The organism is Massilia rhizosphaerae (assembly GCF_016093545.1).
Taxonomy (GTDB): Bacteria; Pseudomonadota; Gammaproteobacteria; order Burkholderiales; family Burkholderiaceae_D; genus Telluria; species Telluria rhizosphaerae.
This window is the reverse complement of record NZ_JADKYX010000005.1, coordinates 1-23,933: the sequence shown is the minus strand read 5'-3', so window position 1 is coordinate 23,933 and position 23,933 is coordinate 1. Positions and strand designations below refer to the sequence as shown.

20 protein-coding genes are annotated in these 23,933 nt (G+C 67.9%); 17 read left to right on the top strand and 3 right to left on the bottom strand.

The annotated features are described in order from the left end of the window. The first annotated feature begins 19 nt into the window (after positions 1-19). From ubiV to ISF28_RS09915, 9 genes are all read left to right on the top strand, one after another. Positions 20-928 carry a ubiquinone anaerobic biosynthesis protein UbiV gene (ubiV, locus tag ISF28_RS09955; protein WP_198117024.1) on the top strand — a complete coding sequence of 303 codons (909 nt, stop codon included), beginning with the start codon at positions 20-22 and terminating at the stop codon, positions 926-928. Further along, positions 925-1,419, top strand: coding sequence for a ubiquinone anaerobic biosynthesis accessory factor UbiT (ubiT, locus tag ISF28_RS09950; protein ID WP_198117023.1), 495 nt, complete (start codon positions 925-927; stop codon positions 1,417-1,419). Before ubiV ends, ubiT begins: the two co-directional genes overlap by 4 nt. Before the next feature lie 13 nt (positions 1,420-1,432). Further along, the gene (locus ISF28_RS09945) at positions 1,433-1,831 is read left to right on the top strand and encodes a putative zinc-binding protein (protein WP_198117022.1); all 399 of its coding nucleotides are present in this window, start codon (positions 1,433-1,435) and stop codon (positions 1,829-1,831) included. A gap of 55 nt (positions 1,832-1,886) precedes the next feature. Continuing rightward, positions 1,887-4,349 carry an adenosylcobalamin-dependent ribonucleoside-diphosphate reductase gene (locus ISF28_RS09940; RefSeq protein WP_198117021.1) on the top strand — a complete coding sequence of 821 codons (2,463 nt, stop codon included), beginning with the start codon at positions 1,887-1,889 and terminating at the stop codon, positions 4,347-4,349. A gap of 90 nt (positions 4,350-4,439) precedes the next feature. Beyond that, positions 4,440-4,688 carry a heavy-metal-associated domain-containing protein gene (locus ISF28_RS09935; RefSeq protein WP_198117020.1) on the top strand — a complete coding sequence of 83 codons (249 nt, stop codon included), beginning with the start codon at positions 4,440-4,442 and terminating at the stop codon, positions 4,686-4,688. Next, positions 4,681-4,872 (top strand): hypothetical protein, encoded by a 192-nt coding sequence (locus tag ISF28_RS09930; RefSeq protein ID WP_198117019.1) that lies wholly within the window; start codon positions 4,681-4,683, stop codon positions 4,870-4,872. The genes ISF28_RS09935 and ISF28_RS09930 overlap by 8 nt, the downstream gene beginning before the upstream one ends. Positions 4,873-4,983: 111 nt before the next feature. Next, entirely contained in the window at positions 4,984-5,958 is a 975-nt protein-coding gene (moaA, locus tag ISF28_RS09925) for a GTP 3',8-cyclase MoaA (protein WP_198117018.1), read from the top strand. Beyond that, complete coding sequence (locus ISF28_RS09920) at positions 5,959-7,920, top strand: type IV pili methyl-accepting chemotaxis transducer N-terminal domain-containing protein (RefSeq protein ID WP_198117017.1); 1,962 nt, start codon at positions 5,959-5,961, stop codon at positions 7,918-7,920. A 17-nt stretch (positions 7,921-7,937) separates the two neighbouring features. Continuing rightward, the gene (locus tag ISF28_RS09915) at positions 7,938-8,624 is read left to right on the top strand and encodes a response regulator (protein ID WP_198117016.1); all 687 of its coding nucleotides are present in this window, start codon (positions 7,938-7,940) and stop codon (positions 8,622-8,624) included. Between the two features lie 52 nt (positions 8,625-8,676). Here ISF28_RS09915 and ISF28_RS09910 read toward each other — a convergent pair whose 3' ends face one another. Then, positions 8,677-11,001, bottom strand: a complete 2,325-nt coding sequence (locus ISF28_RS09910; RefSeq protein ID WP_198117015.1) for a response regulator — start codon at positions 10,999-11,001, stop codon at positions 8,677-8,679. Between the two features lie 195 nt (positions 11,002-11,196). On the opposite strand from ISF28_RS09910, the gene ISF28_RS09905 reads away from it, so the two are divergent. From ISF28_RS09905 to ISF28_RS09875, 7 genes are all read left to right on the top strand, one after another. After that, positions 11,197-12,447 (top strand): MFS transporter, encoded by a 1,251-nt coding sequence (locus ISF28_RS09905; RefSeq protein ID WP_198117014.1) that lies wholly within the window; start codon positions 11,197-11,199, stop codon positions 12,445-12,447. 29 nt (positions 12,448-12,476) lie between these two features. Then, positions 12,477-13,853, top strand: a complete 1,377-nt coding sequence (locus ISF28_RS09900; RefSeq protein ID WP_198117013.1) for a NarK family nitrate/nitrite MFS transporter — start codon at positions 12,477-12,479, stop codon at positions 13,851-13,853. A 142-nt stretch (positions 13,854-13,995) separates the two neighbouring features. Then, complete coding sequence (locus tag ISF28_RS09895; protein ID WP_198117012.1) at positions 13,996-17,805, top strand: nitrate reductase subunit alpha; 3,810 nt, start codon at positions 13,996-13,998, stop codon at positions 17,803-17,805. A gap of 21 nt (positions 17,806-17,826) precedes the next feature. After that, positions 17,827-19,383 carry a nitrate reductase subunit beta gene (gene narH / locus ISF28_RS09890; protein ID WP_198117011.1) on the top strand — a complete coding sequence of 519 codons (1,557 nt, stop codon included), beginning with the start codon at positions 17,827-17,829 and terminating at the stop codon, positions 19,381-19,383. A gap of 1 nt (position 19,384) precedes the next feature. Then, entirely contained in the window at positions 19,385-20,050 is a 666-nt protein-coding gene (gene narJ / locus ISF28_RS09885; RefSeq protein WP_198117010.1) for a nitrate reductase molybdenum cofactor assembly chaperone, read from the top strand. Next, complete coding sequence (narI, locus tag ISF28_RS09880; protein ID WP_198117009.1) at positions 20,047-20,730, top strand: respiratory nitrate reductase subunit gamma; 684 nt, start codon at positions 20,047-20,049, stop codon at positions 20,728-20,730. Before narJ ends, narI begins: the two co-directional genes overlap by 4 nt. Positions 20,731-20,739: 9 nt before the next feature. Beyond that, a complete protein-coding gene (locus ISF28_RS09875) occupies positions 20,740-21,486 on the top strand; it encodes a peptidylprolyl isomerase (protein ID WP_198117008.1) in 747 nt (248 codons plus the stop codon). Positions 21,487-21,496: 10 nt separating this feature from the next. Here the strand turns inward: ISF28_RS09875 and ISF28_RS09870 are convergent, their stop codons facing one another. After that, entirely contained in the window at positions 21,497-22,348 is an 852-nt protein-coding gene (locus ISF28_RS09870; RefSeq protein ID WP_198117007.1) for a LysR family transcriptional regulator, read from the bottom strand. Positions 22,349-22,437: 89 nt separating this feature from the next. Between ISF28_RS09870 and ISF28_RS09865 the strand changes: the two genes are divergently transcribed. Continuing rightward, positions 22,438-23,292, top strand: coding sequence for an alpha/beta fold hydrolase (locus ISF28_RS09865; RefSeq protein ID WP_198117006.1), 855 nt, complete (start codon positions 22,438-22,440; stop codon positions 23,290-23,292). A gap of 75 nt (positions 23,293-23,367) precedes the next feature. Here the strand turns inward: ISF28_RS09865 and ISF28_RS09860 are convergent. Then, positions 23,368-23,933: succinate dehydrogenase iron-sulfur subunit (locus ISF28_RS09860; RefSeq protein ID WP_198117005.1), on the bottom strand; the 566-nt coding region annotated here is incomplete at its 5' end.

Genomic DNA, 23,933 nt, shown 5'->3' with positions numbered 1-23,933 from the left:
CCCGCAACGAAAGACCGCCATGAAGATCGCCCTCGGCCCCCTGCAATACTACTGGCCGCGCGCCACCGTGCTCGCGTTCTACGAGGCGATGGCCGCCGCGCCCGTCGACATCGTCTACCTCGGCGAGACCGTGTGCTCGCGCCGCCACGAGCTGCGCCTGTCCGACTGGCTCGCGCTGGCCGACCGGCTGGCCGAAGCCGGCAAGGAAGTCGTGCTGTCGACCCAGGTGCTGATCGAGTCCGGCTCGGACCTGAACGTGCTGCGCCGCATCGCCGGCAACGACCGCTGGCTCGTCGAAGCCAACGACATGGGCGCCGTCCACCACGTCGACGGCCGCCCGTTCGTCGCCGGACCGCACCTGAACGTCTACAACGCGGCGACGCTCGCGATCCTCGCGCGGGCCGGCGCCACGCGCTGGGTCGCGCCGCTCGAGATGTCCGCCGCCGGCCTCGCGGCCATGACCGCCGAACGCCCGGCCGGCCTCGCGACCGAAGTCTTCGCCTACGGCCGCCTGCCGCTCGCCTTTTCCGCGCGCTGCTTCACGGCGCGCCGCCACAACCTGCCCAAGGACGATTGCCGCTTCAGCTGCCTGGAACATCCCGACGGCCTGGTGCTGAAGACGCAGGAAGGCCGGCCGTTCCTCGTCCTGAACGGCATCCAGACCCAGTCGGCCAAGGTCTACAACCTCGTCGACGCGCTGCCCGCCATGGGCGCGCTGGGCGTCGACGTCGTCCGTCTGAGCCCGCAATCGGCGGGCATGGCGGAGATCGTCGGCATCGTCCGCGCGGTGCTGGCCGGCACCCTGCCCGCCGGCGACGTGCGCGCGCGCATGGCCGACCTGATGCCGGGCGCACCGTGCAACGGCTTCTGGCACGGCCGGCCGGGCCTGGAAGACGTCACCGCCGTCCCGGCCATGGAGGCCGCATGACGCCGCGCACCGCCACCCGCCTGCTGCCGCCCCCGGTCCGGCACATTCTGTCGCGCTTGCCGCGCCGGCCCGGCGCCTGGCTGTTCACGACGGCCCTGAACGCCGTGCTGCCCGCGCACCTGGACGCGGACGCGCGCCGCGCGCTGGAAGGCCGGCGCGTGCGCCTGTCCGTGCTCGACGCCGGCGTCTCGTTCGACGTCGCCTGGCGCGGCCGCGGGTTCGCGCCCGTGCACGGTGCGGGCGCGCCGGAACTCGTGATCGCCGCGACGCTGCACGACCTGCGATTGCTGGCCACGCGCCAGGAAGACCCCGACACCCTGTTCTTCAGCCGCCGCCTCGTCATGGAAGGCGACACCGAACTGGGGCTGCTCATCAAGAATACGCTGGACGCCATCGACGGCGCGCTGCTCGACCCGCAGCGCCTGGCGCCCTCCGCGCTGTTCTCACTGCTGCGACCGCGCCGCCGCGACGCCGGCCGCGGCGCCTGTTGAAAGGAGGCCCGTCATGGGCAAGGACCGAAACGCATTCCCCCTCGTGTATTCCTGTTCCGGCTGTTCGAGCGCGGCACAGATGGCCAACCACATCGCGCTCGAGCTGGACCGGCGCGACGTCGCCGAAATGTCGTGCATCGCCGGCGTGGGGGGCGACGTGCCCTCGCTCGTCAAGCTTGCCAAGTCCGGCCGCCCCGTGGTCGTCATCGACGGCTGTCCGCTCGAATGCGCCCGCAGCTGCCTCGCGCGCCACGGCGTGAAGGCGGACCTGCACTGGCAGCTGGCCGACCACGGCGTGCGCAAACGCTACCACGCCCAGTTCGACCAGTTCGAGGCGGCGGGCATCACGAACGAGGTGGCGTGGGACGTGGAGGCGCTGGCCGCCGAACGCGTTTTGCTTCAACCAGTTTAAGGCGCGCGCGGCGTGTTCCGGGGATAGTGGGCGTCCGACTATCCCCGAGGACGAAATGAACGCCAGCGATTCCCTGTTTGCCAACGCCATGCCGACGCAGGACGTGTCGGCCGATGTACTGCGCGAAAAATACGCCAAGGGCGACGAGACGACGGTCGCGCAGGTGCGCGCGCGCGTGGCGCGCGCGCTCGCCGCCCACGAAGCCGAGCCGCTGCGCCTGGAGATGGAACAGCTGTTCCTGTGGGCCCAGGACCACGGCTTCGTGCCGGCCGGCCGCATCAACTCGGCCGCCGGCGTCGGCCTCAAGGCCACCTTGATGAACTGCTTCGTGCAGCCCGTCGGCGACGCCATCAGCGGCCGCGCCGCCGGCACGCCCGGCATCTACGACGCCATCGCGGAAAGCGCGGAGACGATGCGCCGCGGCGGCGGCGTCGGCTACGACTTTTCCGCGATCCGCCCCGCCGGCAGCCTCGTGAAAGGCACGCAGTCGCGCGCGTCCGGTCCGGTGTCGTACATGGCGGTGTTCGACGCGTCGTGCCGCACCGTCGAATCGGCCGGCGCGCGGCGCGGCGCCCAGATGGGCGTGCTGCGCATCGACCATCCCGACATCGAGACCTTCATCGCCGCCAAGGACGGCGGCGCGTTCAGCAATTTCAACCTGTCCGTCGGCGTCACCGACGCCTTCATGCGCGCCGTGCTGGACGACGGCGAGTTCGAGCTCACGCACGCCGCCGAGCCGGCGGAACCCATCCGCCTGCGTCCGGACGGCCGCTGGGTGTACCGCACGGTGCGGGCGCGCGACCTGTGGGACCGCGTGATCCGCTCGACCTACGACCACGCGGAGCCGGGCGTGCTGTTCCTCGACCGCATCAACGGCGAGAACAATCTGTACTACGCCGAGACCCTGTCCGCCACCAATCCGTGCGGCGAACAGCCGTTGCCGCCCTACGGCTGCTGCGATCTCGGCTCGCTGAACCTCACCCGCTTCGTGCGCCAGCCCTTCACGGCGCAGGCGCGCTTCGACTTCGACACCCTGCGCGAAGTGGCGGCCGTCGCCGTGCGCATGCTCGACCTGGCGCTGGACGCCACCGAGTGGCCCCTGCCGCAGCAGGCGGAGGAAGGCCGCAACAAGCGCCGCGTCGGCCTCGGCTTCCTCGGCCTGGGCAGCGCGCTCGTCATGCTGGGGCTGCGCTACGACGCCGACGACGGACGCGCCTTCGCGGCCGAGGTGGCGCGCGAACTGCGCGACGCCGCGTACGGCGCGTCGGTGGAACTGGCCCGCGAAAAGGGGCCGTTCCCCCTGTTCGACCCCGAGCAATACCTGGACGGCGCGTTCGCGCAGCGCCTGCCGGACGACCTGCGCGAGCGCATCGCCCGCCACGGCATCCGCAACTCGCACCTGCTGTCGATCGCGCCGACCGGCACCATCGCGCTGGCGTTCGCCGACAACGCGTCGAACGGCATCGAACCCGCGTTTTCCTGGGTCTACCAGCGCAAGAAACGCATGCCGGACGACAGCATGCGCGTGTACGAGGTGGCCGACCACGCCTGGCGCCTGTACCGCCACCTGGGCAACGACGTGTCCGACGACTCGGCGCTGCCCCCGCAATTCGTCACGGCGCTGGAGATGAGCGCGCAGGACCACTTGCGCATGATGGCGGCCGTGCAGCCGTACGTCGACAGCGCCATCTCGAAGACGGTCAACGTCCCGGCCGACTACCCGTTCGACGACTTCCGCGACTTGTACACGGAAGCGTGGCGCGCGGGCCTCAAGGGGCTGGCGACGTACCGGCCGAACGACGTCACCGGCAGCGTCCTGAGCATCGCGCCGCCGCCGGCCGCCGCCGCGCCGGCGGAACCGGGCGACGTGGATCCGCTGTGCCGGCGCTTCGAAAGCCGGCCGCCGGGCGAACTGGAGTCCGTCACGTCGAAAGTCGAATACACGACGCAGGAAGGCAAGAAGACGGTCTACCTGACGATCAGCTTCATGCGCGTCGAAGGGCGGCTGGGCGGGCGCGACCTGGCGATCGAGCGGCCGTTCGAATTCTTCATGCCCGCGAACCAGCGCAGCGAAGGCCACCAGTGGATCACGTCGACGATGCGCCTGCTGTCGCTGGCCGCCCGCGCCGGCGGCTCGATCGCGAAGGCGCTGGCGGACATGCGCGCCGTCGTGTGGGAAAAAGGTCCCGTGCGCTGCGGCCACCTGACGCGGGCGGACGGTGTACAGGTGCCGATGTACCACGATTCGGAAGTGGCGGCGATCGCCTTCATGCTGCAGCAGATGCTCATCCGGCGCGGCTTCCTGGAACCATACGGCGGCCAGGTGAGCGCCGAGCGGCTGGACCGGCTGCTCGCGCAGCGCGCCACGGTGCACGCCGTACCCGCCGGCGCGGCGGCGCCCGCGGGTACGGCCGAGGCAACCGGCGCCAAATGCCCGGAATGCGGGGCGCGCGCGCTGCACAAGGTGGACGGCTGCACGCGCTGCACGGCATGCCACTACCTGGGCGGCTGCGCGTGACGTCGTAAAACCTGAAACCGGTTCAAGGACAGCGGTGCCGCCAGGGCCTAGTCTGACGGCACCTCAATGACATATCGCGAAAGGAACACCATGCAACACGATTTCCAGTTCTCGGCCCCCCTCGCCTTCGGCGACATCGAACGTCTCACCGGCGCCCTGTGCGCGCTGCCCGGCGTGCGCGGCGTCGACCTCGCGCCGGGCGGCCGCCAGATGCACGTGGAGTTCGACGAGGACGCCACGTCGACCGAAGCCATCACGGCCGCGCTGGCGGGCGCCGGCTACGCCGAGGCGCGCGGCGAGCGCGCCGGCGGCTGCTGCGGCGGGTGCTGCGGTGGCTGACACCCGCCACGCCTGGCTGGCGGCCGCGATGACGGCCCCGATGGCCCTCATGCCCGCCGTCCTGGCCTGGCAGGAATGGGCGGCCGGCGACCGGCTCGCCACGTGGGCCGGCGCGGCCGTCGCGGCGCTGGCCATGGCGGGCACCGTGGCCGGCATCGACGCGCTGATGCGGCGCCAGGCATAGTCCGAAAGAACTAGTCGCCGTCCTCCGTCGTGCCGACTGTCAGCGCGGCTCCCGCCCCCTACAATCGAAGCCGACTACCAATGGCACCCGATGCACCGAATGGAGAACCGCATGCTGCGCGACCGCTACGGCCGAACGATCGAATACCTGCGCCTGTCCGTGACCGACCGCTGCGACCTGCGTTGCACGTATTGCATGCCGACGGGCTTCCGGGACTTCGAGGAGCCGGCCGACTGGCTCACCTTCGACGAGATCGAGCGCCTGCTGCGCGTGTTCGCCCGGCTCGGCACGCGCCGCATCCGCCTGACGGGGGGCGAACCCCTGCTGCGCCGCCGCGTGACCGACCTCGCGGGGCGCATCGCGGCGATCCCCGGCGTCGCCGACCTGTCGCTGTCGACGAATGCCACCCAACTGCGGCGCCACGCGGCCGCGCTCAAGCGCGCGGGCGTCGCCCGCATCAACGTGAGCCTCGACACGCTGGACCGCGCCTGCATGCAAAGCATCACGGGCCGCGACAGCCACGCGCAGGTCCTGGACGGCCTCATGGCCGCCAAGGACGCCGGGTTCGATCCGATCAAGATCAATATGGTCGCCATGCGCGGCGTGAACGACGGCGAGATCGAGCGCATGGCCGAGTTCTGCATCGGCCACGGCTTCGTGCTGCGCCTGATCGAGGTGATGCCGATGGGCGCCACCGGCCGCAACACGGCCTACCTGGACCTGGGCGACGTGCAGGCGCGCCTGCGCGACAAATTCGACCTCGTGCCCCAGGCGCTGGAGCTGGGCGGCGGCCCCGCGCGCTATCTTGCCACGCGCGACGGCAGGGGCAACATCGGCTTCATCACGCCGCTGTCGCAACATTTCTGCGCCACCTGCAACCGCGTGCGCCTGGCCGTGGACGGCACGCTGTACCTGTGCCTGGGCCAGGAAGAGAAATTCGAGTTCCGCCCACTGCTGCGCGGCGGCGCCAGCGACGCCGAGCTGGAAGCGGCGATCCGCCACGCCATCGAGCTCAAGCCGCACCGGCACGACTTCACGGCCCAGCCGGAGAAAGTCGTCCGCTTCATGTCGCAGACGGGGGGCTGAATGGGCGCGAGCGACGCCGCGGCGCCGGCCTATCCGCCGATTCCCGGCCACCTGCGCCTGTCGACCCGCATCGCCGGCGCCCTCGTCGGCTTCCTGCTGCTGGCGCTGGTCGCCATCGGCACCACGCTGTGGCTGTCGTGGCAACTCGAGGGGTCGGCCGCCGCGATCAACGAGACGGGCAGCGTGCGCAAGCAGGAATACCGGCTGGCCATGCTGCTCACGCGCGACGTCTACACGCCCGGCGGCGACCATGCCCGCGACGCGCGCGCGCAGATCGCCGCCATCGACGCCAAGCTGGCCCTGATCGCGCGGGGCGACCCGCAGCGTCCCCTCGGCCTGCCGCCGACGGCCGCCATCCGCAGCAGCTTCGACCTGGCCACGCTGCGCTGGCAGCGCGAGCTGCGCCCGCTCGCGCTGCAGGTGCTGCAGGCGCGCGGCGACGAGCGGCCGCCCCTGCTACGCCAGTTCCTCGGCGGCGTGGACGGCTACGTGGCGCAGATCGACACCGTCGTCGGCCTGATCGAGCGCGACAACGAGGTGCGCATGTTCTGGCTGCGCTCCTCGCAACTGGCCCTGATGGCGCTGGGCATGGGCGGCACCGTCGTCCTGCTGTACATGATGTTCAGCCTGATCGTCGACCCGGTCGAACGCCTGCACGCGGGCATGCGCAGCATGGCGGACACGGATTTCGGTGTGCGCCTCACCGTCGCCAGCCGCGACGAATTCGGCCAGCTGGCCACCGGTTTCAACCGGATGGCCGACCGCGTGGAGCAGGTCTACGGCAGCCTGGAAGACAAGGTGCGCGACAAGACGTCCGAGCTGGAAGGTCAGAACCGCGAACTGGCGCTGCTGTACGACAGCGCCGCCTTCCTGCAGGTGCGCCAGACGCTCGAACCCATGTGCGAGGGCTTCATCGAACGCATCATGCGCTATTTCGGCGCGGACGGCGCCTCGGTGCGGCTCGTCGATCCCGGCAACGACAAGGTGCACCTCGTCGTCCACCAGGGCCTGTCGGACGAGATGGTCCGGGCCGAGCGCTGCATGCCCGCCGGCGACTGCGTGTGCGGCGAGGCGGTCCGCAACCGGCAACCCGTCGTGCGCCTGCTGCGCACGCCCCTGGCCCCGCCCGATTCGCGCTGCGCGCGCGACGGCTTCGCGACCGTGTCGCTGTTCCAGATTTTCGCCCAGGACCAGCACCTGGGCGTGTTCAGCCTGCATTTCCGCACCGAAAAAAGTTTTAGCGAAAGAGAAATGGGCTTGCTGGAAACCCTCGGCCGACTGCTGGGCACCGCCATCGAGAATATGCGGCTGGCGGCGCGCGAGCGCGAGATGGCCATTTCCGAGGAACGGAACATGGTGGCGCGCGGATTGCACGACAGCATCGCCCAGGGCTTGAACTTCCTCAACCTGCAGGTGCAGATGCTGGAAAAATCGCTGCAGACCGGCCAGCAGCAGGACGCGGCCGAGATCGTGCCCCTGCTGCGCGCGGGCGTGCAGGAAAGCTACGAAGACGTGCGCGAACTGTTGCAGAATTTCCGCAGCCGCCTGGAAGAGGACGACTTGAACAGCGCCCTGCGCAAGGCCGTGCGCAAGTTCCGCGGCCAGACCGGCGTCGACGCCAAGTTTACCGTGGACGGCAACGGCGGTCCGCCGTTCGCCCGCGAGGAGCAGTTGCAGATCCTGTTCATCGTCCAGGAAGCTCTGTCGAACATCCGCAAGCATGCCCGCGCCGACAGCGTGCTCGTGCAGGTTCGTGACGGCCGAGACTTTTCCTTATCGATCAGCGATAATGGCGTCGGGTTCGATGCCAGTGCCGCGCCCGCGGGCGACAGCCACGTGGGGTTGCACATCATGCGCGAGCGAGCCCGGCACATCAATGCCGACCTGGCCGTCGACTCCGGGCACGGCACCGGCACCACGGTCCGCCTGCACGTCGCCAGCGCGCACCGGCGGGCCGCTTGAATCGAATGGAGTTTCGCATGGATGGACCGTCCGAGCCGATCAGCGTGCTGCTGGTCGACGACCACACGCTGTTCCGCAGCGGCGTACGCTCGCTGCTGCAGCGCAATCCGCGCTTCACCGTCGTCGGCGAAGCGTCGGACGGCATCGACGGCGTGAAACGGGCGATGCAGCTCAAGCCCGACGTCATCCTGCTCGACCTGCACATGCCCGGCATGACCGGCGTGGAAACCCTGGAGCTCATCCTGCAGGGCTGGCCCGAGGCGACCGTCATCATGCTGACCGTGTCGGAGGAAGGCGAAGACCTCGCCACCGCCCTGCAGGCCGGCGCGCGCGGCTACCTGATCAAGAACATCGACGCCGACTACCTGCAACGCGCCATCGAACGGGCGGCCGCGGGCGAATCCGTGCTGGCCGAATCGATGGCCGGCAAACTCGTGGCCCAGTTGCAGAAACAGCGCGAACCCAAGGCGCCGGCGCCGCCGTCCGAGCTGGACAAGCTGACGCCGCGCGAACGCGAGATCCTGGCCTGCCTGGCGCGCGGCGAGAGCAACAAGCTGATCGCGCGCGTGCTCGACCTGGCCGAGAGCACGGTCAAGATCCACGTGCAGAACATCCTCAAGAAGCTGGGCCTGTCGAGCCGCGTGCAGGCGGCCGTGTTCGCCGTCGAGCAGGGCCTGGGCAGCGGGTCGGACCGGCAGGGCTGAACGACCACGGTTCGTGGCATTCGCCGCGTGGGCACGGGGTGCCCACCAAGCGTTACCGCAACGCCTCCAGGGCGTCCTTCGCCTCTTCATACGCGGCCGCGAGCGCCGCCATCTGCTCCCCGGCATCGTCGAACAACTCCGCCTTCCCCATCAGCTCCAGGTTCGTGCACGGCACCCGCATCCGGTTCGCGCCCACGAAATCGATGCTCGACAACAGGTAGTGCGCAGTGGCCGCCAGCAGCGGCCCGTCGTGCTCGCGCACGGCGTGCTCCAGCTTGTGCAGCAGCTGCGGCACCTCGCCCACGAACGCGCCGATCACTTCCTCCAGCAGCGCCGCGTCCTCGTCGATGGCGCGCAACTGGTCGATGCGGGCGGCATCGAGCACCTCCCCGCCGCGCCGGCGCGCCGCCACGTGGTCGAACGCGGCGGCCAGCGCCCGCTCCAGCACGTCCATCTCGATCGGCTTGGGCACGTAGTCGTCCATGCCGGCGTCCAGGCAGCGTTCGCGGTCGCCCGGCAGCGCGTTCGCCGTCATGGCGATGATGTACGGGGCGTGCGCGCCGCGAAAGCGCGCGCGCAGGCGGCGCGTGGCCTCCAGGCCGTCCATTTCCGGCATCTGCATGTCCATCAGGATCACGGGATAGTCCTGGCGTTCCAGCGCGGCCACCACTTCGTGCCCGTTGGCGACGACGTCGGCGCGCCACCCCAGGTGGCGCAGCAGCTGGCGCATGACTTTCTGGTTGATCGTGTTGTCCTCGGCGACGAGGATGGCCGCGTCCCCGGCGGCCGGCGCCTGGCGCGGCGTGGTCGTGCGCGCCGGCCTGGCCGCGCGGCGCTCGCCCAGGACCTGCTGCAGGGCCTCGAACAGGGCCGCCGGCTTGATCGGCTTGCTCAGCCACGCGGAAAATTCGCGCACGGCGTCGCCCTCCGCGCCGTGCGGACGCTGGCCGACTGAGGTCAGCAGCACGAGCGGCAGCGCGGCGCGGTCGCGCAGCTTGCGCAGCTCGGCCGCGAGGCGGGCGCCGTCCATGTCGGGCATCTGCATGTCGAGCACGGCGACGTCGAACGGATGGCCGTCGCGCACGAGGTCGAGCGCCTCGGCCGCCGACGCCGCGGCCTGCGGTTCCATCCCCCACGACAAGGCCTGCTTCATCAGGATGCGGCGGTTCGTGGCGTTGTCGTCGACGACCAGGATACGCCGCCCGCGCACGGCGGCGGCGCGCTCGCGCAGCACGTGCTCGGCCAGCTGGTCGTCGAACGGGTCGGCGACGATCGCCGCGCTGAACGTCGATCCGCGTCCCTGCTCGCTCTCCACCGACAGGCCGCCGCCCATCATTTCGGCCAGGCGCCGGCTGATCGTCAGCCCCAGGCCCGTGCCGCCGTACTTGCGCGTCGTCGACGCGTCGACCTGGGTGAACGAATGGAAGATGTCGTCCAGGCGGTGCGGCGGGATGCCGATGCCGGTGTCGCGCACGGCGAACACCAGCCGGCAGCCGCCCTCCGCGCACGGCGCCGCCGACACGGTGACGACCACTTCGCCGTGGTGGGTGAACTTGATCGCGTTCGACAGCAGGTTCACGAGGATCTGGCGCAGCCGCGTCGCGTCGGCGAGGATCGTGGCCGGCACGCCCGGCTCGATCATGTAGGCGAGGTCGAGGTTCTTCTCGCTGGCGCTCGGCGCCAGCAGGTCCAGCGCTTCCTCGACGCAGCGCCGCACTTCGAACGCGTGGCGCTCGAGGTCCAGGCGCCCCACCTCCAGCTTGGAGTAGTCGAGCAGGTCGTTGATGATCGCCAGCAGCGCCTCGCTGCTCGAGCGGATCGTCTCGGTGTAGTCGCGCTGCTCGTCGTCGATGTCGGTGTGCAGCAGGAGGCTCGTCATGCCGATCACGGCGTTCAGCGGCGTGCGGATCTCGTGGCTCATATTGGCCAGGAACATGCTCTTGGCCTGCATCGCCGCTTCCGCGCGGTCGCGCGCCAGCTCCAGTTCGCGCTCGTAGGCCATGCGCTCGGAGATGTCCTGCAGGATGGCGGTGAGGATCACGCGTCCGTCCGCCTCCGATTTCGAGATCGTCGCCTCGGCCGGGAATTCGCTGCCGTCCTTGCGCACGGCGTGGATGGTGCCGCGCTCGCCCATGCGGCGGGCAGTGCGCGCGCCGTGGCGGAAGCCGGTCACGCGCTCGGCGTGGCCGGGCCGGAAGCGTTCCGGCATCAGCACCGCCAGGTCCCGGCCGATCACCTCCGCCGCCGTCCAGCCGAAGATCCGCTCGGCGCCCTGATTGAACAGGATGATCCGCTGCGTCTCGTCGGTGCAGATGACGGCGTTCTCCGCGATGTCGATGATGTTGCTTAATTGTTCAGGGCTGAGCGGGGGCGGCATGGGTCGGATGTCGAACGGCGTGATGGATAGCCGACATCGTACACGGTTGCGTCCGTCCGGTGGAGATGTCCTACGCCTTTGTGACTAGCCGGGCTAGCTCGCTTGCCGATCCGGAAACACCCCTCCGGCGAATGGCTGGGCACGACCCCGCCACGTACCCTTCCACTCATCGATGGCGATTTCAAGGAGAACAATATGGGCACCGACAAACGGCCCCTCGCAGTGCTGGTCAGCAGTACGTTCGCGTTCACGATCTGCTTCGCGATCTGGATGATGTTCGCCGTGCTCGGCATCCCCATCAAGGCGAAGCTGGGCCTGAACGAAACGGAGTTCGGCCTGCTCGTCGCCACGCCCGTCCTGAGCGGCGCCCTCGTGCGCGTCCCGCTGGGCATCTGGACCGACCGTTTCGGCGGCCGCATCGTGTTCCTCGCGCTGATGCTGGCCTGCGCCGTGCCGATCTGGCTGATCGCCTACGCCACGCAATACTGGCACTTCCTCGTCCTGGGCCTGTTCGTGGGCCTGGCCGGCGGCTTGTTCTCGGTCGGCACGCCGTACGTCGCGCGCTGGTTCGGCAAGGAACGCCGCGGCTTCGCGATGGGCGTGTTCGGCGCCGGCAATTCCGGCGCCGCGCTCACCAAGTTCGTGGCCCCCGCCATCATCGCCGCCTTCGGCTGGCAGGGCCTGCCCAAGGTCTACGCCGTCGTGATGGTCGCCACCGCCCTGCTGTTCTGGCTCGGCACCTATTCCGATCCGGCGCACAAGACGCCGTCCGGCGCGGGCTTCGCCGGCCAGATGCGCGTGCTGAAGGATCCGCGCGTGTGGCGCTACTGCCAGTACTACTCCGTCGTGTTCGGCGGCTACGTCGCGCTGGCGCTGTGGATGACGAAATACTACGTGGGCGAATACGGCTTCGGCATCAAGCAGGCCGCCCTGCTGGCCGCCTGCTTCTCGCTGCCGGGCGGCGTGCTGCGCGCGCTGGGCGGCTGGATTTCCGACCGCTTCGGCGCCCACAAGGTCACCTGGGCGGTGATGTGGGTGTGCTGGGTGTGCTTCTTCATCCTGTCGTATCCGCAGACGACCATGAGCGTCAAGACGGTCGGCGGCGCCGTCGACCTGCACCTGGGCCTGGGCCCCGTCGTCTTCACCCTGCTGCTGTTCGTCGTCGGCGTCGCGATGGCGATCGGCAAGGCCTCCGTCTTCCGCTTCATCGCCGACGACTTCAGCGACAACATCGGCGCCGTCTCGGGCGTCGTCGGCCTGGCCGGCGGCCTCGGGGGCTTCATCCTGCCGATCATGTTCGGCGCCGTCCTCGACCTGACGGGCGTCCGCTCCAGCGCCTTCATGCTGCTGTACGGGACCGTGTGCGTGTCGCTCGTCTGGATGCATTTCTCGTTCAAACCGCAGGCCAGCCCCGCCGCCGCCCCGCCGCTGCGCAAGGCCGCCTGACCCCGACTTTCATCATCAAGGAGAACAACGTGAGCCGTTACCTCATCTCGACCTGGGAACCCGAGGTTCCCGCCTTCTGGCACAGTCGCGGCAAGCCCACCGCCAGCCGCAACCTGTGGATCTCGATCCCCGCCCTGATGCTGGCGTTCGCCATCTGGATGGTGTGGAGCGTCGTCGTCGTCAACCTGCCGAGCATCGGCTTCAAGTACAGCACCAACCAGCTGTTCTGGCTCGCCGCCGTGCCGGGCCTGTCCGGCGCCACGCTGCGCATCTTCTATTCGTTCATGGTGCCGATCTTCGGCGGCCGCAAATGGACCGCGATCTCCACCGCGTCCCTCCTGATCCCCGCGGTCGGCATCGGCCTGGCCGTGCAGGACCCGACCACGAGCTACCCGACCATGCTCGTGCTGTCGCTGCTGTGCGGCTTCGGCGGCGGCAACTTCGCGTCGTCGATGGCCAACATCAGCTTCTTCTACCCGAAGGCGATGAAGGGTTACGCGCTCGGCATGAACGCGGGCCTGGGCAACCTGGGCGTCTCGGTCGTGCAATTCGTCGTGCCGCTCGTGATCGGCTTCGCGCTGTTCGGCGGCGAGCCGCAGACCTGGGCGAAAGCCGGGCACACCAAGCAGATGTGGCTGCAGAACGCGGGCTTCGTGTGGGTGCCGTTCATCGCCGTGAGCACGCTGGCCGCCTGGTTCGGCATGAACGACCTCGCTTCCGCCAAGGCCTCGTTCGCCGAGCAGGCCGTGATCTTCAAGCGTAAACACAACTGGCTGATGTGCTGGCTGTACGTGGGCACCTTCGGCTCGTTCATCGGCTACTCGGCCGCGTTCCCCCTGTTGACCAGCACCCTGTTCCCGCAAGTGAACCCGTTGCAGTACGCGTTCGTCGGCCCCTTCGTCAGCGCCCTCGCGCGCGTGGGCGGCGGCTACGTCTCCGACAAGCTGGGCGGCGCCCGCGTCACCGTCTGGACGTTCGCCGCGATGATCGCCGCCGTGCTGGGCGTGCTGCATTTCCTGCCGCATGGGTCCAACCTTGGGAGCTTCGCCGGCTTCTTCGGCATGTTCCTGATCCTGTTCGCCTGCACGGGCGTCGGCAATGCGTCGACCTTCCGCATGATCCCCGTGATCTTCCTGACCCTGCACCAGCGCGCCGCGAAGGGCCAGTCGGAAGGCGCACAGGCCCAGGCCGTCGCCAGCGCCAACAAGGAAGCGGCCGCCGTGCTGGGTTTCACGTCCGCCATCGCCGCCTACGGCGCCTTCTTCATCCCGAAGAGCTACGGCACCTCGATCGCCCTGACCGGCAGCGCCGACGCCGCGCTGTGGTGGTTCATCGGCTACTACGTCACCTGCATCGCCGTCACCTGGTGGTGCTACGCCCGCAAGGGCGCGGAGATGCCGTGCTAGTCCAAAAGGAGTAGCCGGACTACTCACTAATCCGGGCCGGCATCGACTTCTTACGAATATTCATGAGCCGGCCCGGCCCCTAGACTGGACACAGCTGCATACCGAACATCAAGAGCGCGCCCTGCGCGCCGTTGGAGAAACCATGAGTCACTTTTTGGACCGCCTGAAATTTTTCGGCAAAACGGGCGAGACGTTTTCGAATGGCCACGGTGCCGTCGTCAACGAAGACCGCACCTGGGAAAAGGCCTACCGCCAGCGCTGGCAGCACGACAAGATCGTGCGCTCGACGCACGGCGTCAACTGCACGGGCTCGTGCAGCTGGAAGGTCTACGTCAAGAACGGCCTGATCACCTGGGAAACCCAGCAGACCGACTACCCGCGCACCCGCCCGGGCCTGCCGAACCATGAACCCCGCGGTTGCCCGCGCGGCGCCAGCTACTCGTGGTACGTCTACTCGGCCCAGCGCGTCAAGCACCCGATGGTGCGCGGCCGCCTGATGCAGCTGTGGCGCGAAGCGCGCGCCACCCGCGATCCCGTCGCCGCCTGGGAATACATCACCACCGATCCGAACAAGGCGGCCAGCTACAAGTCCGTGCGCGGCCAGGGCGGCTTCGTGCGCGCCAAATGGGACGAGGTCAACGAGATCATCGCCGCCGCCAACGCCTACACGATCGGCAAATACGGGCCGGACCGCATCATCGGCTTCTCGCCGATCCCCGCCATGTCGATGGTCAGCTACGCCGCCGGCACGCGCTACCTGAGCCTCATCGGCGGCGTCGCCATGAGCTTCTACGACTGGTATTGCGACCTGCCGCCATCCAGCCCCCAAGTGTGGGGCGAGCAGACGGACGTGCCGGAATCGGCCGACTGGTACAACTCCACGTACCTGATGGTGTGGGGCTCGAACGTGCCGATGACCCGCACGCCGGACGCCCACTTCTACACCGAGGTGCGCTACAAGGGCACCAAGACCGTGGCCGTGTCGTCCGACTTCGGCGAGATGGCCAAGTTCGGCGACATCTGGCTCGCGCCGAAGCAAGGCACCGACGCCGCGCTGGCCATGGCCATGGGCCACGTGATCCTCAAGGAATTCCACGCGACGGGCAAGTCCGACTACTTCCGCGACTACGCCAAGCAGTACACGGACTTCCCGATGCTCGTCATGCTGAAGGAACGCGACGGCACGCTCGTCCCCGACTACTTCCTGCGCGCGTCGCACCTCGCCAACCATCTCGACGAGACCAACAACCCGGAATGGAAGACGCTCGTCATCGACCATCACACCGGCAAGATCGTCGCGCCGAGCGGCTCGATCGGCTTCCGCTGGGGCGAGTCCGGCAAGTGGAACCTCGAGCAGAAGGAAGGCGCCACGCGCAACCCCATCGATCCGCAACTGTCGCTGATCGACGACCACGACCGCATCGTCACCGTCGGCTTCCCCTATTTCGGCGGCAAGGACGCGGACGATCTCCTGCTGCGCAACGTGCCCGTCAAGTCGATCGCGCTGGCGGACGGCACCACGGCCCTCGTCACCACCGTGTACGACCTGTCGATGGCGAACTACGGTGTCGATCGCGGCATCTGCCCGAACGCCGCGAAGAACTACAGCGACGACGTCCCGTACACGCCGGCCTGGCAGGTGAAGCACACGGGCGTGAAGGCGGCCGACGTGGTGACCGTCGCGCGCGAATTCGCCGACAACGCAGACCGCACCCGCGGCAAGTCGATGGTGATCGTCGGCGCGGCGCTGAACCACTGGTACCACATGGACATGACGTACCGCGGCATCATCAACATCCTCATGATGTGCGGCTGCATCGGCCAGAGCGGCGGCGGCTGGGCCCATTACGTCGGCCAGGAAAAGCTGCGCCCGCAAACCGGCTGGACGCCGCTCGCGTTCGCGCTCGACTGGAACCGCCCGATGCGCCAGATGAACGGCACGTCGTTCTTCTACGCCCACACGAGCCAGTGGCGCCACGAGAAGCTGCGCACGTCGGAGATCCTGTGCCCGACGGCCGACGGCAAACTGGAAGAGATGGCGCTGATCGACTTCAACGCCAAGGCCGAGCGCATGGGCTGGCTGCCGTCCGCGCCGCAACTGGAGACGAATCCGCTGGAGGTCGTGCGCGCCGCGGAAAGCCTGGGCCAGGACCCGGCCAGGTACGCGGTCGAACAGATCAAGGCCGGCAAGCTGAATTTCTCGTGCGACGACCCGGACAACCCCGCCAACTTCCCGCGCAATATGTTCGTGTGGCGCTCCAACATCCTGGGCAGCTCGGGCAAGGGCCACGAATACTTCCTGAAATACCTGCTGGGCACCCAGAACGCGCTGATGAGCGACGAGGACGCGTGCGTGAAACCGCGCGACGTCAAGGTGCGCCCGGCCGCCGAGGGCAAGCTCGACCTGCTCGTCGTGCTCGACTTCCGCATGTCGACCACGTGCCTGTACGGCGACATCGTGCTGCCGACGGCCACCTGGTACGAGAAGGACGACCTGAACACGTCCGACATGCATCCGTTCATCCACCCGCTGTCGGAGGCCGTGCAGCCGCTGTGGGAAGCGAAGTCGGACTGGGAAATCTACAAGGGCATCGCCGCCAAGTTTTCCGAGATCGGCGGCGCCCACCTGGGCACGCGCACGGACCTGATCCTCACGCCGCTGCTGCACGACACCCCGGGCGAGCTTGGGCAACCGTTCGATCCGAAGGACTGGCGCGCCGGCGAATGCGAGCCGATCCCGGGCAAGACGATGCCGTCGATGACGGTCGTCGAGCGCAACTTCCGCGACATCCACAAGAAATACACGTCGATCGGTCCCCTGCTGGAAAAGGTGGGCAACGGCGGCAAGGGCATCGACTGGAAAACGTCGCACGAGGTCGACGTCCTGCGCGGCATCAACCGCACGGTGCTCGAAGAAGGCGTGTCGCAGGGCCAGCCGCGCCTGGACACCGCGATCGACGCGGCCGAGATGATCCTCACCTTGGCGCCGGAAACGAACGGCCACGTCGCGGTCAAGGCCTGGGATGCGCTGTCGAAGATCACGGGCCTCGACCACACGCACCTCGCCATCCCGCGCGAACACGACAGCATCCGCTTCCGCGACGTGCAGGCGCAGCCGCGCAAGATCATCTCGTCGCCGACCTGGTCGGGCCTGGAGAGCGAGGAAGTCAGCTACAACGCCGGCTACACGAACGTCCATGAACTGATCCCCTGGCGCACCTTGACGGGCCGCCAGCAGTTCTACCAGGACCACGTCTGGATGCGCGACTTCGGCGAGGGGCTGTGCGTGTACAAGGCCGCGATCAACACCAAGACGACGGACGCGACGCAAAACCGCCGCCCGAACGGCAACAAGGAAATCGCGCTGAACTGGATCACCCCGCACCAGAAATGGGGCATCCACTCCACGTACTCCGACAACATCCGCATGCTGACCCTCTCGCGCGGCGGTCCGCACGTGTGGCTGTCCGAGAAGGACGCGCAGGCGGCCGGCATCGTCGACAACGACTGGATCGAGATCTTCAACGTGAACGGCACGCTGACGGCCCGCGCCGTGGTGAGCCAGCGCGTCCCAGAAGGCATGACCCTGATGTACCACGCCCAGGAAAAGATCGTGAACGTGCCGGGCGCCGAAACGTCGAAGAAGCGCGGCGGCATCCACAACTCGGTGACGCGCACCGTGACCAAGCCGACCCACATGATCGGCGGCTACGCCCAGCTGTCGTACGGTTTCAATTACTACGGCACGGTGGGTTCCAACCGCGACGAATTCGTCCTCGTTCGCAAGATGAAGAACGTCGACTGGATGGAAGGCACGCGCGACGAATCGCGGCCGAACGGCGACCTGCAGGCGGCCAACCCCGCCACGGCGAAACCGGCCGGTGCGCCGAAGCGCGAGACGGACACACGCGAGCCCGCGCTGGCGCGGATGCATGCCCCGAAGGGTGCTTGAAGAATTAACGAAGGAATCGACATGAAAATCAGAGCACAGATCGGCATGGTGCTGAACCTGGACAAATGCATCGGCTGCCACACCTGCTCGGTGACCTGCAAGAACGTCTGGACCAGCCGCGACGGCGTGGAATACGCGTGGTTCAACAACGTCGAGACGAAGCCCGGCATCGGCTATCCGAAGGAATGGGAAAACCAGGACAAGTGGAACGGCGGCTGGAAACGCAACGCCAACGGCAAGATCGAGCCGCGCCAGGGCAGCCGCCTGAAGATCCTGGCCAACATCTTCGCCAACCCGAACCTGCCGCAGATCGACGAGTACTACGAGCCGTTCACCTACGACTACGAGCGCCTGCAGAACGCGCCGCTGTCCGAGACGCCGCCGACCGCCCGACCGATCTCCGTCCTGACCGGCAAGAAGATGGACAAGATCGAATGGGGCCCCAACTGGGAAGACGACCTGGGCGGCGAATTCGCCAAGCGCAGCAAGGATAAACTGTTCGACCACGTGCAGAAGGAGATGTACTCGACGTTCGAGAACACCTTCATGATGTACCTGCCGCGCCTGTGCGAGCACTGCCTGAACCCGGCCTGCGTGGCGTCGTGCCCGTCCGGTTCCGTGTACAAGCGCGAGGACGACGGCATCGTGCTGATCGACCAGGACAAGTGCCGCGGCTGGCGCATGTGCATCTCGGGCTGCCCGTACAAGAAGATCTATTACAACTGGTCGTCCGGCAAGGCCGAGAAGTGCACGTTCTGCTACCCGCGCATCGAGGCGGGCCAGCCGACCGTGTGCTCGGAAACCTGCGTGGGCCGCATCCGCTACCTGGGCGTGCTGCTGTACGACGCCGACAAGATCGAGCAGGCCGCGTCGGTCGCGGACGAGCAGGACCTGTACGAAGCGCAGCTGGACCTCTTCCTCGATCCGCACGATCCGGAAGTGATCGCGGAAGCGCGCCGCCAGGGCATCCCGGATTCGTGGCTGGAATCGGCCCGCCGCTCGCCCGTGTACAAGATGGCGGTCGAGTGGAAGATCGCGTTCCCGCTGCACCCGGAATACCGCACGTTGCCGATGGTGTGGTACATCCCGCCGCTGTCGCCGATCCAGGCAGCGGCGGAGAGCGGCAAGATGGGCATGAACGGCATCCTGCCGGATACGAAGAGCCTGCGCATCCCCGTGCGCTACCTCGCCAACCTGCTCACTGCGGGCAAGGAGGCGCCGGTCCTGCGCGCGCTGGACCGCATGCTGGCGATGCGCGCCTACATGCGCGCCAAGTCGGTCGACAAGACCGAGAACCTGGACGTGCTGCGCCATGTGGGCCTCACGAAGGCCGTCGTGGAAGACATGTACCAGATCATGGCCATCGCCAACTACGAAGACCGTTTCGTGATCCCGAGCAGCCACAAGGAGATGGCCGAGGACAGCTTCAACGAGAAGGGTTCGTGCGGCTTCTCGTTCGGGAACGGCTGCTCGGACGGCACCAGCGACGCCTCGCTGTTCGGCAAGAAGAAACAGGGCTCGACGATCTTCGTGTCGATGCCGAAATCGCGCAAGAAGAAAGAAACGGAAGGAGCCTGACATGACCCACTACCGCATCCTGTCGGCGCTGCTGCTGTATCCGGAGGTCGACCTCGTCGCCGCCCTGCCCGAGCTGGAGTCCGGCCTGATCCCGCAGATGCGCGCCCGCGTGGCGCCGCTGCTGACGCACCTGGCCGAGAACGACCTGATCACGCTGCAGCAGGAATACGTGCAGACGTTCGACCGCACGCCGTCGCATTCGCTGCACTTGTTCGAGCACATCCACGGCGAATCGCGCGACCGCGGCCAGGCCATGGTCGACCTGATGGAAGAGTACAAGAAGCACGGGCTGGAAATGACGGGCGACGAATTGCCGGACTTCGTGCCGCTGTTCCTCGAATTCCTGTCGCAGCTGGGCGACGAGGGCGAAGCGGGCCGCCTGCTCGGCGACGCCGTCCACGTGCTCGCGCACCTGGGCCGCAAGCTGGCCGCCAACGGCAGCCCGTATGCCTGCGTGTTCGACGTGCTGGAAGCGCTGTCGCCGGTCGCGGCGGAAGCCTTGAGCGAGCCGCCCATCAAGGACATGGACGAGGCGCTGGAAACCTTCGGCCCCGGTGCGGACGGCGTCGAGCCCCTGCTCAAGCCGCAGGCCCTCGGACCGCAGCCGATCAATTTTTACCCGCGCGGCACGCGGTCCGCCGCCGCCGCGCACGAGGAGACAGCATGAACTACCTGAACCAATTCTTCTTCGGGATCTACCCGTACATCGCGCTCGCGGTCTTCGTGCTCGGGAGCCTGATCCGCTTCGACCGCGAACAATACACATGGCGCTCGGAATCCACGCAGGTGCTGCACCGCGGTCAGCTGCGGCTCGGCAGCATCCTGTTCCACGTCGGGATCATCGGCCTGTTGGGCGGCCACTTCGTCGGCCTGCTCACACCCGTGGTGGTCTGGGACACGCTGGGCGTCACCCACGGCGCCAAGCAGCTGTTCGCGATGGCGGCCGGCGGCGTGATGGGGTCCCTGTGCCTCGTCGGCATCCTGCTGCTGCTGACCCGCCGCCTCGGCAACGACCGCCTGCGCGCCGCCACGAACCTCAAGGACAAGGTCGTGCTGCTGTGGATCTTCGTCACGCTGCTGCTCGGCCTGTCGTCGATCTACGTGTCGGCCGGCCACCTCGACGGCCACGTAATGGTCCTCCTGATGACGTGGGCCCAGCACATCGTGACGTTCCGCGGCGACGCCGCCAGCTTCATCCTCGAGGCGCCGCTCGTGTTCAAGCTGCACCTGTTCATGGGGATGTCGCTGTTCGTCATCTTCCCGTTCACCCGCCTCGTCCACATCTGGAGCGGTTTCGGCGCGGTGACCTACCTGGGCCGCGCGTTCCAGCTGGTCCGTCCGCGCTAAGGAGTCGTCATGAGCATCACCGTCAACGGCGTCGAGATCGACGACCGCCAGATCGAGCAGGAACTGCAATACCACCGGGACGCCGCCAATCCCCTCAAGCAGTCGGTGCACGAAGTCGTGCTGCGCACCGTGCTGCTGCAGGAAGCGGACCGCCTCGGCATCGAAGGCGCCGACGACGACGCGCGCGTCGAGGCGCTGCTGACGCGCGAAGTGACCGTGCCGCAGGCGGACGACGCGGCGTGCCTCACGTACTACCGCAACCACCCGCAGCGATTCACGCGCGGCGAGATGGTCGAGGTGCGCCACATCCTGTTCCAGGTGACGCCGACCGTGCCGCTGGATCTCGTGCGCGACACGGCCGAAGGCATCATCGCGGCGCTGCAGGCCGCGCCGGAGCGCTTCGGCGAACTCGCGGCGCAGTATTCGAACTGCCCGTCCGGCGCCGTCGGCGGCAGTCTCGGACAGCTGAGCCGCGGCGACTGCGTGCCGGAATTCGACGCCGTGCTGTTCCGCCTCGGCGAGAACGAGCTGGCGGCGCGGCCGATCGAGACGCGCTTCGGCCTGCACATCGTGCAAGTCCTGCGCCGCATCGACGGTTCGCTGCTGCCGTTCGACGCGGTGAAGTCACAGATCGCCGCGATGCTCACGGCGGCCGCGCTGCAGCGGGGCGTCCACCAATACCTGCAGATCCTCGTGGGCCGCGCGAACATCGAGGGCATCACGCTCGAAGGCAGCGCGACGCCGCTCGTGCAGTAGGTACGACTCGTCAGCGCCGCAGCTCGGCCATGATCTTCTCGGCCAGAAAGTCGCACGGCGGCCGCTTCGATTTCGTGCTGCGCGCGAGGATCACCTCCAGCGGGTCGATCTCCGGCAGCCCCTGCGCCTGGCCCAGCAACGTGAGGTGCGCAGGCACCGCGCAGCGCGCGAGGGGTGCCACCGCCAGCCCCGCTTCGACCATGCTGAGTAGCCCCATCAGGCTGGGGCTCTCGTACGACGTGCGGTACGGGATCTTCGCCCGTTCGAGGCTGCGGATCGCGTTCTCGCGTGCCACGCTGCCGGGCAGGAAGACGGCGATCGGCAGCGGCCTCTCGTTCCAGATGCCGCGCGCGCTGGGCGTCGCGGCCCACACCATCGGTTCGAAGCGGATGAATTCCCCCGCCAGCCCCTTCACGCGCGTCGCGCACACCAGGTCGACCGAGCCATCCTTCACCATCGGCGCCAGCGCCACGCTCGGCAATCCCACCACCTGGATCTCGACCTTGGGATACGTGGCGGAGAACTTCTTGAGGATGGACGGCAGCAGCGACGACGCGTAATCGTCCGGCACGCCGATGACGACGCGGCCCGTGATGTCAGGCCGCACGACGGCCGCCCAGGCCTCGTCGCGCAACGCGAGCATACGCCGCGCGTACGTCAGCAGGACTTCGCCGTCCTGCGTCGGCGTGACGCTGCGCGGCCCGCGCACGAACAGCGGCTTGCCCAGTGCCGTCTCCAGCGTCTTGATCTGCATGCTCACCGCCGATTGCGAGCGGTGCACGACTTCGGCCGCGCGGCTGATGTTGCCGGTGTCGGCAACGGCCACGATCATGGTGAGGACGTCGAGGTCGAGTGCTTTCATAGGTTTCAGAAAATCTGATCGATGCGATCAATATTATGCGATTTTCTTGAGATTCGCCGTGCGGCATAGTAGCGCAAAAGGAGCCCACCATGAACGCACGCACCGATCAACAAGTCCTCGCCACGCCGGAAGTCTACTTCGCCACCCTCCCCTCGGGCGTCCGCATGCCGTACGTGACGCGCGGATCCGGCGCGCCGCTGCTGTTCGTCCACGGCTCGCTGTGCGACTACCGCTACTGGAACGCCCAGATGGACGTGCTGTCGCGGCGCTTCCAGTGCGTGTCCGTCAGCCTCAGTCATTACTGGCCCGTCGACGACATGTCGATCGCCGGCACGTTCGGCTGGAGCACGCACGTCGCGGAACTGGCGGAATTCATCACGGCGATGGACGTCGGCCCGGTGCACCTGGTGGGCCATTCGCGCGGCGGCTGCGTCGCCTTCCACCTGGCGCGCGAATATCCTTACCTGGTGCAATCGCTGACGCTCGCCGATCCGGGCGGCCCGCTGCGGCTCGACGGGGTGCCGGAAGCCGCCTTGCCGCCGGCGACCACCGCCCTCCGCGCGCGGGTCGCGGACCTGATCGACGACGGCGAGATCGACGCGGGACTGGAAATGTTCGTCGACTCGGTCAGCATGCCGGGCATCTGGCGCAAGAGCCCCGCCGCGTTTCGCACGATGGCGATCGACAACGCGGATACGCTGCCGAAGCAGTTCCGCGATCCGCTGCCGGCCTACATGCGGACTGCGGCGGAAGGCATCCGGTGCCGGACCTTGCTGATCGCGGGCGCGAAAAGTCCGCGCATGTATCGCGACAATGTGGCGATGCTCGGGGAATGGATCGCGGGCGCCGCGCAACGGACCGTCGCGGGCGCCTCGCATGGGATGAACGTGACGCACGCGGCGGAATTCAACCGGTTGGTCGACGCGTTCGTCAGCGGTCTTTGATACGAATGGTGGGTGTTTGATGCCGGGGGCATCAAACACGGGTGCCCACCAAACGCATGCGTCGTCGAAACGATCTTAGATCGCCCTGCGCACCAGCAATTCCTTGATCTTGCCGATCGCCTTGTTCGGGTTCAAACCCTTCGGGCACACGTCCGTGCAATTCATGATCGAATGGCAGCGGAACAGGCGATACGGGTCTTCCAGGTTGTCCAGGCGCTCGGCCGTCGCTTCGTCGCGCGAGTCGGCGATGAAGCGATAGGCCTGCAGCAGGCCGGCCGGGCCCACGAACTTGTCCGGGTTCCACCAGAACGACGGGCACGACGTCGAGCAGCACGCGCACAGGATGCACTCGTACACGCCGTCCAGCTCTTCGCGCTCTTCCGGCGACTGCAGGCGCTCCTTCTCCGGCGGGATCGAGTCGTTGATCAGGTACGGCTTGATCGAGTGGTACTGCTTGAAGAAGTTGGTCATGTCCACGATCAGGTCGCGGATGACCGGCAGGCCCGGCAGCGGACGCAGCACGATCGGCTGCGTCAGCTCGTTCAGGTTCGTCGTGCAGGCCAGGCCGTTCTTGCCGTTGATGTTCATCGCGTCCGAGCCGCACACGCCTTCGCGGCAGGAGCGGCGCAGCGCCAGCGAGT

Excerpts from the sequence above, each read along its gene's own strand:
- ubiV (WP_198117024.1), top strand. The coding sequence starts at position 20 with ATGAAGATCGCCCTCGGCCCCCTGCAATACTACTGGCCGCGCGCCACC.
- ubiT (WP_198117023.1), top strand. The coding sequence starts at position 925 with ATGACGCCGCGCACCGCCACCCGCCTGCTGCCGCCCCCGGTCCGGCAC.
- ISF28_RS09945 (WP_198117022.1), top strand. The coding sequence starts at position 1,433 with ATGGGCAAGGACCGAAACGCATTCCCCCTCGTGTATTCCTGTTCCGGC.
- ISF28_RS09940 (WP_198117021.1), top strand. The coding sequence starts at position 1,887 with ATGAACGCCAGCGATTCCCTGTTTGCCAACGCCATGCCGACGCAGGAC.
- ISF28_RS09935 (WP_198117020.1), top strand. The coding sequence starts at position 4,440 with ATGCAACACGATTTCCAGTTCTCGGCCCCCCTCGCCTTCGGCGACATC.
- moaA (WP_198117018.1), top strand. The coding sequence starts at position 4,984 with ATGCTGCGCGACCGCTACGGCCGAACGATCGAATACCTGCGCCTGTCC.
- ISF28_RS09920 (WP_198117017.1), top strand. The coding sequence starts at position 5,959 with ATGGGCGCGAGCGACGCCGCGGCGCCGGCCTATCCGCCGATTCCCGGC.
- ISF28_RS09915 (WP_198117016.1), top strand. The coding sequence starts at position 7,938 with ATGGATGGACCGTCCGAGCCGATCAGCGTGCTGCTGGTCGACGACCAC.
- ISF28_RS09910 (WP_198117015.1), bottom strand. The coding sequence starts at position 11,001 with ATGCCGCCCCCGCTCAGCCCTGAACAATTAAGCAACATCATCGACATC.
- ISF28_RS09905 (WP_198117014.1), top strand. The coding sequence starts at position 11,197 with ATGGGCACCGACAAACGGCCCCTCGCAGTGCTGGTCAGCAGTACGTTC.
- ISF28_RS09895 (WP_198117012.1), top strand. The coding sequence starts at position 13,996 with ATGAGTCACTTTTTGGACCGCCTGAAATTTTTCGGCAAAACGGGCGAG.
- narH (WP_198117011.1), top strand. The coding sequence starts at position 17,827 with ATGAAAATCAGAGCACAGATCGGCATGGTGCTGAACCTGGACAAATGC.
- narJ (WP_198117010.1), top strand. The coding sequence starts at position 19,385 with ATGACCCACTACCGCATCCTGTCGGCGCTGCTGCTGTATCCGGAGGTC.
- narI (WP_198117009.1), top strand. The coding sequence starts at position 20,047 with ATGAACTACCTGAACCAATTCTTCTTCGGGATCTACCCGTACATCGCG.
- ISF28_RS09875 (WP_198117008.1), top strand. The coding sequence starts at position 20,740 with ATGAGCATCACCGTCAACGGCGTCGAGATCGACGACCGCCAGATCGAG.
- ISF28_RS09870 (WP_198117007.1), bottom strand. The coding sequence starts at position 22,348 with ATGAAAGCACTCGACCTCGACGTCCTCACCATGATCGTGGCCGTTGCC.
- ISF28_RS09865 (WP_198117006.1), top strand. The coding sequence starts at position 22,438 with ATGAACGCACGCACCGATCAACAAGTCCTCGCCACGCCGGAAGTCTAC.